Source organism: Methanothermococcus jasoni, assembly GCF_049075655.1.
Taxonomy (GTDB): Archaea; AGJL01; Methanococci; order Methanococcales; family Methanococcaceae; genus Methanofervidicoccus.
In genome coordinates this window covers 217,120-231,297 of sequence record NZ_CP157522.1, presented here as the reverse complement: position 1 = coordinate 231,297, position 14,178 = coordinate 217,120, and the positions used below count along the sequence as shown (strand labels likewise).

12 protein-coding genes are annotated in these 14,178 nt (G+C 29.9%); 9 read left to right on the top strand and 3 right to left on the bottom strand.

Annotation, left to right across the window (positions count from 1 at the left end; all coding sequences use genetic code 11):
* Positions 1–47: 47 nt before the first annotated feature.
* From hisF to Mjas_RS01115, 3 genes are all read right to left on the bottom strand, one after another.
* A complete protein-coding gene (gene hisF, locus Mjas_RS01125; protein WP_421077966.1) occupies positions 48–875 on the bottom strand; it encodes an imidazole glycerol phosphate synthase subunit HisF in 828 nt (275 codons plus the stop codon).
* A 73-nt stretch (positions 876–948) separates the two neighbouring features.
* Positions 949–1,728, bottom strand: coding sequence for a MinD/ParA family ATP-binding protein (locus tag Mjas_RS01120; protein ID WP_421077965.1), 780 nt, complete (start codon positions 1,726–1,728; stop codon positions 949–951).
* A 30-nt stretch (positions 1,729–1,758) separates the two neighbouring features.
* Positions 1,759–3,936: a hypothetical protein gene (locus Mjas_RS01115; RefSeq protein ID WP_421077964.1), complete on the bottom strand. Its 2,178-nt coding sequence runs from the start codon at positions 3,934–3,936 to the stop codon at positions 1,759–1,761.
* Positions 3,937–4,104: 168 nt separating this feature from the next.
* On the opposite strand from Mjas_RS01115, the gene Mjas_RS01110 reads away from it, so the two are divergent.
* From Mjas_RS01110 to Mjas_RS01070, 9 genes are all read left to right on the top strand, one after another.
* The gene (locus tag Mjas_RS01110; protein WP_421077963.1) at positions 4,105–6,627 is read left to right on the top strand and encodes a hypothetical protein; all 2,523 of its coding nucleotides are present in this window, start codon (positions 4,105–4,107) and stop codon (positions 6,625–6,627) included.
* Between the two features lie 160 nt (positions 6,628–6,787).
* Positions 6,788–7,120: a helix-turn-helix domain-containing protein gene (locus Mjas_RS01105; RefSeq protein ID WP_421077962.1), complete on the top strand. Its 333-nt coding sequence runs from the start codon at positions 6,788–6,790 to the stop codon at positions 7,118–7,120.
* Between the two features lie 4 nt (positions 7,121–7,124).
* Positions 7,125–8,174, top strand: coding sequence for a class I SAM-dependent methyltransferase (locus Mjas_RS01100; RefSeq protein ID WP_421077961.1), 1,050 nt, complete (start codon positions 7,125–7,127; stop codon positions 8,172–8,174).
* A 228-nt stretch (positions 8,175–8,402) separates the two neighbouring features.
* Positions 8,403–9,431, top strand: coding sequence for a H(2)-dependent methylenetetrahydromethanopterin dehydrogenase-related protein (locus Mjas_RS01095; RefSeq protein ID WP_421077960.1), 1,029 nt, complete (start codon positions 8,403–8,405; stop codon positions 9,429–9,431).
* A gap of 6 nt (positions 9,432–9,437) precedes the next feature.
* Complete coding sequence (locus Mjas_RS01090) at positions 9,438–9,920, top strand: GTPase domain-containing protein (protein ID WP_421078546.1); 483 nt, start codon at positions 9,438–9,440, stop codon at positions 9,918–9,920.
* Between the two features lie 143 nt (positions 9,921–10,063).
* Positions 10,064–10,408: a roadblock/LC7 domain-containing protein gene (locus Mjas_RS01085; protein ID WP_421077959.1), complete on the top strand. Its 345-nt coding sequence runs from the start codon at positions 10,064–10,066 to the stop codon at positions 10,406–10,408.
* A 424-nt stretch (positions 10,409–10,832) separates the two neighbouring features.
* Entirely contained in the window at positions 10,833–11,945 is a 1,113-nt protein-coding gene (gene hisC, locus Mjas_RS01080) for a histidinol-phosphate transaminase (RefSeq protein WP_421077958.1), read from the top strand.
* A 102-nt stretch (positions 11,946–12,047) separates the two neighbouring features.
* Positions 12,048–12,827: a helix-turn-helix transcriptional regulator gene (locus tag Mjas_RS01075; protein WP_421077957.1), complete on the top strand. Its 780-nt coding sequence runs from the start codon at positions 12,048–12,050 to the stop codon at positions 12,825–12,827.
* A gap of 335 nt (positions 12,828–13,162) precedes the next feature.
* Entirely contained in the window at positions 13,163–14,017 is an 855-nt protein-coding gene (locus Mjas_RS01070) for a hypothetical protein (protein WP_421077956.1), read from the top strand.
* The last annotated feature ends 161 nt before the right edge of the window (positions 14,018–14,178 follow it).

Sequence of the window (14,178 nt, the reverse complement as noted above, 5' to 3'; positions counted from 1 at the left end):
TATAAAAAATACTTCCCTCGCTATTGCTCGTGTCAGTTGGAAACAAATTATAATCTAACAGGAATACTCTTTTTTAATAAATATTCCTTTATCTCCTGAACAGTATATTCCCTATAATGCAGTATGCTAGCCATCAGTGCTGCATCCGCTTTCCCATACTCGAATGCATCATAGATATGTTCAAGAGCTCCGCAACCACCACTTGCTATTACTGGAAGTTTTACATTCATTGACATTGATTTTGTTAGTTCAATATCATAACCTTCTTTTGTTCCATCTGCATCCATACTGGTTAAAAGTATCTCCCCTGCACCGAGCTCCTCCACTTCCTTACCCCATTCAATAGCATCAATGCCTGTTCCTTTCCTACCTCCATAGATATAGACTTCAAACCAGCAGTATTTATTTTTGTCAATTTTTACGATATTTTTATCTTCCAAATCTTTGGATTCAAGTTTATCTTCATCAACGTAGTTTCTTTTTACGTCAATAGCTACAACTACACACTGAGAACCGAATATTTCACTAGCTTCTCTAATCAATGCAGGATTTTTAACCGCAGCAGTATTTATAGATATTTTATCAGCCCCTGCCCTGAGTATTCTTCTAAAATCATCGACAGTTTTTATACCTCCACCAACTGTTAAGGGGATAAATACCTGCTCTGCTGTCCTTTCTACTAAATCTATTAATATATCTCTTTTTTCATATGATGCAGTAATGTCTAAAAACACGAGCTCATCTGCACCCTGTTCATTGTATATTTTTGAGAGCTCTACGGGGTCACCCGCGTCCCTTAACTCAACAAAATTTGTTCCTTTTACAACTCTTCCTTCTTTTATATCCAAGCATGGAATAATTCTTTTTGTTAGCACCTATTCCACCATCATGTAATTTATTTTTATTAATATTAGGTTAATAGTATTAAATGCAGCGTTAATCTTAACATTAAAATTCATCAAATTTACGGTTATCATCATTTCCAATAATAGAGCTCCTAAATTCTTTTGCTATTTTTAGAGCTCTCAAAGTAGCCAAATCTTTTTCTATATATGCTTCAGTTAGTTCATCAGCTAAAAAACTTAGTTCCTTTCCAAATGCTGACCGTTTTTTTATAATTGGGACTCCATCCAGCCATTGATATTCAACTTTTTTATCATATGGGAGTATGGCCATAACATTATCCAATATATCCTCAAAATCTACAATACTTCTATCTTTATTTACAATAGTCCCCACAATTTCAATACTAAGGGCATGCAATAATTCAATAGTTTTAAGAGTATTTGCAATTCCTGGAATACTATCCTCTGCCACCACTATCATTTTATTTAATACATTCTCATTGGAGAATAATATATTACCTTCGGTGATATTTGGTGGCAAATCAAGTATAACAACATCATAATGTTCATCTGCGAATCTTATGACATCTAAAAATTTTTTCTGGTCTATGTCTGTATTAAATGCATTTGGGGTTGTATCACAAACGATAATTGATAAATTATCATGTTCATGAATAATATCATCCAAACTGCATTCTCTATCCAAATATGCATTTAAGGTATTGGGGTTATTTTCGAGCCCAAATAATAATGCCCCATTGCCCCCAAATATATCGCAGTCTATATATATGGTTTTTATCCTATCACTAAGGTAATAAGCCATATTTGTAGCAATGGTGGTTTTTCCCGTGCCTCCCTGTATATTATAAAATCCTATTTTCATAAAATCACCATATGTTATAATTATTGGAATTTAACTTAATTTTATTGTAGAGCTCCCGTTGGAAAAACAATATAATATTATTTTATTTGAATTCTTATCGTATTCTTCCATTGGTATTTTTAACAGGTCGGGGGAGGTAATATTTGTTCCTTTTTTGTAAATAGTTATTTTTATGGGATTGTTAGATTTTGCAATTATTATGGTGCTATTTACTATTTTAATGTTGCTATACATATAATTATTTATCCAATCTGCATAATTTTTAAATGAACAAATCCACGTATAGTTATTCTTTAACATATATATTTTGCTGACGTTATATTCCACAATATCTGCCACATAAACTCCAAATTCTTCGTCCTTTGGGGGGATATAGTATTCTTTGATATAATGCATGCCATATAGGTCATTGGTTAATCCAGGGATTTTTACTATTGTTATGTTATTTTCCTTTGAAACTCCTTTGTAATCAGGGATTACAACATAACTTAGTTTGCCATCCATGGCAAGTTTCCACGATATATTATTATTTTCTTTTCCAAACACTGCATCAACCAGGTTTTTATCATTAGATGTTAAAAGCAATCCATCAACACCTTCACTTACTGCATAGCCATAATTTTTAACAAACCATTGGTTGAAATATTTGTATTTATCGTTCATTTCAGAATCATTTGCAGGCGAAACGGATTTTCCTTCATAATACCAATTACTTACATATTTATCGTTATCATTCCAATGGGGTTCATTTTTATCGTAATAATAATATTTATTATCGGATTTTACCCCTTTTTCCCAGTATCCAATATCATCAGTTCCTTTATAACTTATAACCTCTGGGTAATATCCACCTTTTGGGTCATTTTGGAAAGTTTCAGGTGCTTTATCGGTGTATATTATCGGATAATAGCTCATGGCCAATACGTCAAAATCTTTGGCATTGTAATTGTTTTTAATATTTGATGGGTTGTAGTATGTATGGTAATATTCATCATTATACCATTTTTTAAACCAATATTCATTTAACAATGCATCCAATTCATTCTTATCAGGGTTTTCTTTTTTAATAACCTTTAAATTTTCTGAACCTGTTGATATATAGGTTGCATTTATATTTAAAATCTCCGAGAGTCCTTTTACTGTTTTTATCTTTTTATTTATTAAATCATCATCTCTTAAATCGACTTTTATCTTTCTCCCTGCAACATCTACTGCATAGTCTCCGTTTTTATCAGGGATGGCATTTTGAACCACTATTCCGTTAATGAGAACATGTTTGTAGTGTGGTGGAACTTTGTTTATATATGCAAATGTCCCGTTATTTTCTGAAACATAATATCCAATGAAATCCAAAATATTTTTGTCATCTGGATTTATTGGGTGCGTTATCAATATTTTTTTAGGTTTGATTTCATAAACTCCTTTTTCTGCATCTATTAATTTAGTGCTAACATTATATATTGGAATATTATCGTTTTTAATATCTAATGGCGGATTGTATATTATTGCACCGTCTTTGTTCTTTGTTATGTATTTTTGAGGATATATAACAAAAACATTATTTTGATTTACAAATACATAATCATAATAATTTGGGATTACTTTTTCATTAATATGCTTCCCATATGATATCTTGTATTCTTTACTATTATTTTGTTTTAATGGAGGATTATAAATTAATGCACCATCGTCGTCCCTTGTTATGTATTTTTGAGGATATATGATAAATGTTCCGTTATTTATTAATACATAATCATAATAATCTGGGATTATACTATTCTTCTCCTGTTTCACTGGGGGAACATGTTGAATTTTATATTCTACATCATTTACTGGCATTGGTGTATTGTATATCAATGCCCCATCTTTATCACGATATACACTATTTTCGGGATATAATACAACAACCCCATTACTACTTACGAGTGTGTAATTTCCATAGTCTGGAATTTTGTCTGGGCTAACTCTTGTAATATTAAATTTATATAGTATCCAATCGTTACTTTTTATACTATATTTTTCATCCATATAAAAAACAACAATATTATGCTTATTTAAATAATATTCCAACTGTGTTTGATTATCAATACTTGAAAGTGGGACAAATTCAACAGGTATTGTTGATGTCCATTTGTAATTTAGGGCATATCCTGCATTCATTAGTAAAAAAATCATGCAAAGAATCAAGCTAGGATATTTTAACTTCATTAAATCACCTTTTTTGGTTTAATTACCCATATTCTCCGATTATAATATAACCTACATATACACATACACTATTATATTTAAATAATATAAATTGAACAAGTTATATTATATATGGGTCTTTATTTTTAATTTATTTTATATTAAGTTATTTATCCATTGAGGGACACCATGAAAAAAATACATTATATAATAATTATAGGGATTCTAATTGGCGGTATTCATGGATTATATGGAAATAATATTGAAGTATCTAATATTTGGACATCAAATACTCTTATAGGTCTGAATGGGGAATATGGTGGATATTATATCGACGTAGGCATCTTCCCTAATATTTGTGTTGCAGTTGTTAATCATGACACATACCAGCATAATATTATTCTAGATATTAAATCAGATGAAGGAATATCATGGCAATCTCCAATAATATCTATGCCGCCGAGCCCAAACAAGGGGGAGGTGATAAATGCAAAATTAAAATTTGAGGAATTTGGCCCTCATAAAATATATGTATCAGTATTAGATGAAAATGGGAATATATTGACATCTAAATCAACGACGATATATGTTGCCAATCCAATTGATATTGAAAATATAACATGCAGTGATTCATACGTTAATGAATCCAATCCAAATATTGAAGTATGTAATTCTCCATGGTTTAAAATTAGTTTAAAAAATAATAAGTATTCTCAGTCAGATTACATGGTTAAAACATGGATTGCAGTAGTATCTCAGGATTATAATAAAGATGCAAGTAAGAATAAAAATGATGCGGGAGTTCTATATTATGGTGAAAATGATAGTAAATTAATATATGTTCCAAAATATGGTGAATCCGAAGTATCTTTCAAGATTCCTCCAGTGGTCCAGGATGCCGATGCAATAAAAATTCAGGTCCATACCGATGTGATGGGGGTTCATGATTACGCGGATGGTCCTGCAAATACTGAAATAACGGGGAGCGATAATTTAAATATAATATATTCTCGCAATAAATCTGATAAGAAATTTTTTTATCCAATATCTTTGACGAATTTTGAGGTAGTCACCAATATTAATAAAACTACTGCGGATATTTTAAGAAAGTTTTATAAAGATTCAAACATTGAAGACGATGAATTAAAAAAGATGATAGACCATTACAGTTATTATAACAAAGATAATGTTATACCAAGGGCGTATTTAAAAACTGATCCTTATTTGGCGATTGTTAAATTAACATTAAAAAATAGATTCGATGGTATAACATTTGGAACCATATCGATTGAAAATGATATGGGGACCGCTACTGAGAATGTAAATATGAGCAGTTTTGAAACTAAAGATGTTTATATTCCTTGCTATATTAACTATACTGGAAATAAACAGATTAAAATTGTAATCTGTTCAGCTGGAACCTATACATATATTGAAACTAAAAATCTTAATATAAATCCTGAGAAAATTCCAGTTGTAAGGATAAAAAATATTACATATTCTTATGATAATAGGAGTTATGTGCTAACTAACAACTATGCAGATATATTGGTTGGAAGAACATACATAATGAAAATAACATTGGTAAATAAATATAATAAAACCCTCTCTGGAAATCTCATTCTTAAAGATGATTTTAAAGAAGGGGTTGTAAATTACATTTCAGATGTTCCATTTACATTAGGAGCTCATGCGGAAAAGACCATTTCAATTCCAATATCATTTAATACTGGAGCTAATGGAGATGTGCAATTCTTTGTAAAAACAGATGATGCATTGGCAGAATTTTCTAAAACTATTCATTTTAATGCACATAATATAAAAGCTGAACTAGATTATAATGATACACTAAGACCTAAAATTGCTGTTATCAATGAAAATCCCGTGTTTAGACACTATCCTGTGGCGGGATGTTATAATACATTTGTAGCTACATTGAATAATCCACTAAATGAAAAAATTGAATGTTTAACTTGGATTGAGGTTGTGAGGGGTGATGGATATGTGAAAACGACTACTCCAAAAAGGGTAGTATATATTCCACCAAATGGACTTAAAACCATTGATTTCAAAATTAAGTTTAATGAGGGGTTTGAAGGACATATTTTGTTTTATGCAATTCCAACCGCAATATGGGATAATCTTTCCAATGCCACTCCTATTATTACCAAGCCCATTAAGGTAGTGGCACCCTTATCCATAACAAATCTGACCTACAACAATTCCCAGATTCATGCAGAGATAGTTTCTGATTCCGTCGATGCATTTCCAGTCAATATACATTATAATTATTGGATTGAGTTAATTAAAGACAATGTATCAGTATTTAAAAGTGAAGCACACTCTGAAATGATACATCCTCTAGAAATTAAACATATTAATGTAAAATTGAGGGATTTGGATGAAGGAAATTATACTTTAAAGCTTTATGTAGAAATACCCAATTTTATCAAAGATAATGGGGCATATTACCCAATGGTTTTAGAAAAAAGTAAAAATATTGTTAAAAAAGGAGGTGTTGTTAAAAACAACAATATCAGCATTACACCACCTTCTGTAATTAACAACAATAGCGTAGATAATCATTCAACATCTGAGTTAAATAATCATACAATACCTGAAAATATTAACAATACTGCTAAAAAAAGTGTATTTGAAAGCATTTATTCAATTATAAGGAATTTAATATCCACAGTATTTTCGGCAGCCTGATATTATCTCCAATTTTATTCATATTTATTATATTATCATAAATTATATCATAATTATCGGTTTATAACCTATGACATTAACCTATGTTATAATCATAATAATATCGTATGCATATGAATTATAATGTTATTAAGAAATAATACTCTTCAGGTGTGACGGCATGATGGCAAAAGATATGATATTTATCAACCCCACAATATTGAGGTCATTAAACAAAAGCAAATTAAGAAAAAAAATATTATTTTTCCTATATAAAATACACCCGCAGGGAGTATATCTTTCAGAGCTCTCGAGATGGGTGGGTTCAGACCCTAGCAATGTATTGGGATGTCTAAAAGGAATGGGGAATCGATACAATGGGAGTTATTCATTAATTGAGATGGGTCTTGTTGAGTGTATCGATGAAGCAGGCATGAAAATCTATGTAATAACTAATTATGGAAAAAATGTTGTTGAATACCTAAAAGATTATGATTCAATTGATAAGTGGTGATATTATGGGAATTAATTTTAATCATAGAATACAGGACATAGTTGGGAGGAGTAGTTACGAATATGAATATAAAATAGATGACATAAATGCTGCACTTAAATCCATGGATTTTACCATAAAATATTTAAGTAATGAATTACTGGTAGCATTTTTTAAGCAGGGCATGGATTTTGGAATATATGGCGTAATTGATAAATATAAACCAAAAATAAATGAAGTAAATTCACTTCTAGGTTATCCCAACAATGATTTTCTCAATGACTACATAAAAACTGCCATAAAATTAGAGATAATATATCAAAACGAAAATGGTAGTTTAGAACTAAATAGGGATAAAAAAATAATTATAAAGCATCCAGAATACGACAAATTTATGGAAGATTATTCAATAAACTACGACCATATGACTAAGTTATCTAAATATGCCCTTATAGGATATAACCATCCAAAAATATTGCTTAATTTTATAGAAGACGCTGATATTTGGGACATAATACTAAATACCTCATATTTGAAATCATGTAGAAATATTGCTGCGAAATATTTAGGTTTAGAAAATGGCGATTATATATTGGATGTAGGTTGTGGTTCTAGGTCTCCTGAATTTTATATCTCCAAAATATTCCCTAGGGGAAAATATACTGGCATAGATATATCAAAAAATTTACTGAAAATAGCTGAAATAAGAACTAAAAGATGGGATAATGGCAGTGTATTATTAAAACATATGGATTTTTGCGATGCAATAATTAAAAATAAATACGATTATGTTATATGCACATATACACTAAAGTATGCTTCATCACCAAAGATATTCCTCAAAAAGATGATGGATGCTCTGCGTTCAGGAGGTAAACTATTTATTGCAGAGGAATTCTTTAAAGATACAGCTTCTGATATAAATGTTGAATTATTTGAGTTTTATAATAGATTAAATAAATTTTTTAAAAACTATCATTCGAAAAAAGAAATATTGGATACCTTGGAATCTATGGGCTATGATTTTAAACACACATCTTTAAGTGATGGAATCTTAGTAATTGAAAAAATATAATTAGGAATATATTTAGTCAATGTTAAATGTATTCCTTTGATTCGATTAATATCCTAGTGAAGTAATATAAAGTCAAAAGATTAAATTTCGGCTTCTGCTTCGAGTTTAGTCTCTTTATAATTATAACTACCATATTCTTTTTTGTATGATTGATGCATAATTATAATAAAACATTTATAAACAATTGATACAATATTATTTTATTTAGTTCAATAGAGGAGGTATATTATGAAAATTTCAGTATATGGTGCAGGAAACCAAAACCTGTATGTAAATCAATTAAATTTACCTGAAAATTATGGTGGGGAGGCACCTTATGGCGGAAGTAGAATTGCCATGGAGTTTGCAGAAGCAGGACATGATGTTGTACTTGCAGAACCTAACAAAAATATACTAACTGAGGAAATGTGGAAAAAAGTTGAAGAATCCGGGGTTAAGGTGGTTTCAGACGATATCGAAGCTGCAAGGCATGGGGAGATAGCCATATTTTTCACACCATTTGGAAAAAAAACTATTGAAATAGCAAAAAATATAATTCCCCACCTCCCGGAAAATGCCATTATAGCAAATACATGCACAATATCCCCCGCTGTTTTATATGCTGCACTTGAAGTAGAGCTCAGAACAAAAAGAAAGGATGTGGGTATATCTTCAATGCATCCTGCTGCGGTTCCTGGAACTCCACAGCATAGCCATTATGTGATAAGCGGAACTTCAACAGATGGAACAAATTATGCTACTGATGAGCAGATAAAAAAATGTGTTGAACTGGCAGAAAGTGCCAATAAAAAAGCTTATGTGGTTCCTGCTGATGTTTCATCCTCTGTTGCAGACATGGGTTCTCTTGTAACTGCTGTTGCACTAGCTGGCGTTTTAGATTATTATAGTGTGGGTAAAAATGTTATAGGAGCTCCGGAAAAAATGATTGAACAGCAAATTATCATGACACTTCAAACAATGGCTTCACTTGTGGAAACCTCGGGAGTTAAAGGGCTTCTAAAAGCCATAAATCCAGAATTACTTATAAAAAGTGCATCATCCATGCACCTATTGGAAGAACAGAAAGAATTAGACGATGCGTTAGACATATTAAATAATTTAGATGAAAAATTATTAAGCGAATCTCAAAATGCAACAATAAATCCAACAACACTTGTTGCAGCTCAGGCACTTGTGAAAGAACTTAGAACATTGATTGGGGGAGCTGCGGCAAATGGAGCTATTAAACGGAGTATGAGAAAGTTATTCACGGATTAAGGGAGTATTATGAAAGAAATAAAAATTGTTGTCATGGGTTCCGAAGATGTGGGGAAAACCACATTAATGGAAAATTTAATTGGAAACATAGGTAAAGTAGAACATAATGGAACCACAGTAGCAATAGATTATGGAAATACGGTAATAAATGGAAGAAAATTACATTTATTTGGCACTCCGGGGCAGGAACGGTTTGAATTTATGAGGGAATTGGCATTAAATGGAGTGGATTTTGTATTACTGGTTTTAGATGCCGCCGCTGGACTAAATAAACTGGATAAAAAAATAATTGATAAATTATGTTCCAAAAGAATACCTTATATCATATTTATAAATAAAATAGACATTGTAGATAAAAAGAAACTTGAAGAATTAAAAAAAGAAATTGAAGTTTTATGTAATAATTATTATCATATCGTCGAAGGTTCGGCACTAAAAAATAAAGGTTTTGATGAATTAAAAAATATTTTTGCCAATCTCGATGTATGAGGAATAACAAAAAACTATAATTCCCACACTTCGTTCAAAATAAAGAAAATCACAATTCTAAGGGCATCATATCGTTTGAAATAAATCAAAAGATATTTAAATAATTAATAGGAACATATCCTATAAAAACCAATGGTGAAACCATGATAGATAGAATACTGTCAGATTTGAACAAAACCGAAGGTATAAAAGGTTCAATGGTTGTAGGTAAAGACGGACTCGTAATTGCAGCTCAAATGCCATCAGGCATAGATACGGAATTAATTGGTGCTATGGCATCTGCAGCATATGGTTCGGCTGAAAGAACGGCATCAGAGATAAATCAGGGGAACTTACAACAGATGATGATTGAAGGGGAGTATGGAAAAACATTAATGACTGATGCAGGAGAAGGTATTTTGGTTGTTTTAACCGATGCTAAGGTAAATTTGGGGTTGATTAGAATATCCATGAAGAGAAGCACTGAAAAGGTTAAAAGTGCATTATAATTAGATTCTTATTTTTTATTCATTTTTAAAATAGGTATAAAAAATTAAATATATGATAAAAAATTAGTAATTTTCACTCCCATATATTGTGGAATATCTACACATACACCTAGTTATTTAAACGTGATTGATGTGGCATATTTGATTATATATCGATTAATAAGTATATAATGGGTTATTGTTTCAATAGATGTTATTTTCAAGTTTATTTAATATTGTCTTAACATTATCCAATATTTTCTAACCTCTAATTCCTTTAATAAAAATTGATAAGTATTATATATTCTGTGGTTGCATTATTTACCAATATAATAATTCCACTTTTGCATATCATAGATACAAATATAATTATAAAGTAAGAATTACATTAAAATCACTAATTGCACTTTATAATGTATGTGTATTATCAAATGACGGTGATTATATGATAGATAATAAAATAAGAGATGTAGTAAAATCCTTTAAAGCTTATGTTCCTGGAAAATCAAAGGAAGAAATAGCAAGAACTTACGGAATAAATCCAGACGATATTATAAAATTAGGTTCAAATGAAAATCCATGGGGATGTTCTCCAAAAATAAAGGATGAAATATTAAAAGAGATTCCAAAACTCCACCAATACCCAGAGCCTGTAAATCCAATACTTATGGAAGAGCTCTCCAAATTCACAGGAGCTCCGAAGGAAAATATTATTGTTGGTGGAGATGGTGCAGATGAGATAATAGACACAATGATGAGAATATTAATTGATAATGGTGATGAGGTAATTATTCCAATACCTACCTTTACACAGTATAGAATATCTGCAAAAATATATGGTGCAAATGTAAAATATGCAAAATTTGACAAGGAAAAGGATTTTGAATTGGATGTTGATAGTGTTTTAAACAATATTACAGATAAAACAAAAATTATATTCCTATGCACCCCAAACAACCCAACAGGAAATATAATTGATAAAAAGGACATTGAAAAAATCATAAATTCAACCGATGCGTTGGTGGTAATAGACCACGCCTATATTGAATACTCAAAAGAGGAATACGATTTAACAGAATGGGCATTGAAGTATGACAATGTTTTAGTATTAAGAACATTTTCAAAGGTATTTGGTTTAGCAGGTCAGAGAATTGGCTACGGCATCACAAGTAAAAAAATCGTAGATTATATGATGAGGGTTAAACCAATATTCAGTTTAACAAGATTAAGCCAAATCTGTGCCATCACAGCACTAAGAGATAAGGAATTTTTCAATAAATCAAAAAATGACGGTATAAGGAGCAGAGAAATATTATACGAAGGATTGAAGAAGTTTAAAGAATTAAGAGTTTATCCATCTGAGGCAAACTATTTGTTAGTTGAGGTTAAAAATGGCATGAGCTCAGGTGAGTTTTGTGAGGAGCTCTTGAAAAGAGGGGTAATTGTAAGGGACTGTTATTCATTTGAAGGTCTTGGAGATAATTATGTAAGGGTTGCTATTGGAACTTTTGAAGAGGATGAGAGGTTTTTGGAGATTTTGAAGGAGATTGTTGAATAATTTTTAAAATTTTTTTAAATACTTTTCCATTTATTACTTTTAATGATAAAAATATATATTTTTTCCAAATATATTAGGCTAAAAGATTTGAGGGGGATATTTTTGCAAAGGTTATTAAAATTATTAATAACTTCTGAAAAAAGATGTAAAATAATTTTAGAGCTTTCAGATGTTTCAAAATCACTTGCAGAGTTATCAAAAACTCTTGATATAACACCATCAAATCTCTTACCATATCTAAGAAAACTTGAGTATGAGGAGTTAGTTAAATCTAAAAATGGAAAATACTCATTAACTGAATCTGGAAAGTTAGTTAAAGAATTATTTCTTGGATTTATGTTGGGGGCGGATATTGTTGAAAAGTATATGGATTTCTGGAATAATCACGATATTTCACCAATTCCTAACAACTTATTAAAAAGAATTTATGAGTTAGAAAGTTGTGAAGTTGTAAAAAATCCATTAGAAGGTATTTATGAACTTCATGAAGGATTTATAAGGAATATTGAGGTATCGGATAATATATATGGAATCTCATCTATTTATCATCCAGATTATCCTTTGACGTTTTTAAAACTTGCAAAAACTGGCAAAAATATCTATTTAATTTTAACTGAAAATGTATTTAATAAGGTGAAAGAGAAAAATCCCAAAGAGCTCAACGAATATTTGGAGTTAGGCAATGCAAAAATGTATGTTGTCAAAGATGCAAAATTAGCTATGGTAGTTTCTGATAGGTTTTTATATCTTTCTTTGTATTTTAAAAATGGTGTTTATGATGTAAGTGAATTTTTAATATCTTATGATAAAAATGCTTTAATGTGGGGGAGGGAGTTATTTGGTTATTATTTAAATAAATCTAAGGAAATTGATAAGATTTAGATGTTTATTTTTATTTATTTTTTAATACTTCTATATCCATATTCTTAATTCTTTCGATTTATAAAGTATCATAATAATTATGCTTAACCATAAAATTTTATGATTCATCATAATAATTATAAAAAAACATAATTTTTATGAAATATCATAATAATTATATATAGAAAATTTTAAATATATGGAAAAGAAAAAGTTATTTTTGTAAAATTATGGGGGTGATATATGGAATTTGAAAACAGTAATAGAATTGTATATTTAAGTGAGGTAGGAACGTTAAGTAGATAATCAAATGATAAGGTATTTCCTAACCAAAATAATAAATTGGGGTGTAGAATATGAAAAAGATTTTATCCTTTTTATTTGGAATATTAATTGTATGTTCCACAATTGCATCTGTAAGTGCTATTAGTGTGGAAAATAACAAAAATATTGAAATGCAGAAGGTAGATGTTGAGGTAGTAAAAAATACGCCAACAGACCAAATAGTAAATGTTAATGGAAATCTCATAACCTATCATACAAATGGAAAAGTTGCTACTCTTAAAATAATGGATAAGAAAACAGGAAAAACAATAAACTATAAATTCATAACTAAAAAAGTAAAAGACACATATTTAACTGAAATGTATGTGGATGGTAAAAAATACACAACAATGAAAACAACTTATAATCCTATTGAACATATAAGCTCTAAATTATTTGAAAAATCCACAATGTTATCCACCAAAGGTATAGATTTGAGGATACCGCATCCTACTGCAACAGTAGATATATATCCCGATAAATATTATACTTCAATTAATAGTTATGGGTCAATTACAATAGATGTAGATAATAAAGCTAATGGTTTAATAATACCTACAACAATTTATTATTTAAGAATACCTGAGGGTGTTGAATATAAGGGCGTTATTGACGGCGTAAATCCAAATTATATTAAACATTTAAAATCTGGAGAGATATATATAGTTCCAGAACAAGGATTAGATAATTCCTTTGTAGAAGGCCCTTGTACTTTGTTATTGTGGAGCTCCACAGGGTTATATGAAGAATATAAGAAAAAAACCATTATAAAAGTTAGATACAGTAAAAGTGGAAGCTTTGAGTTTAGATCTAGTGATTCAATTACCGGTGCTATTTGGGGCACTGGAGACTCTGATTATGATATGTGTAAAGTAAATATTAATTAATAATACTGACCTTTCACTTCTTTATTTTTAATTTATTAAATGGTGATTTATGTGGGAATAACCAAATTTAGGGTTCTATTAGTACTTTTAGCTTTTTGTGTGGGTTATTTACTGATATATGATTTCATAAAAGGATGTAATCCCATATTTGACAATATTAA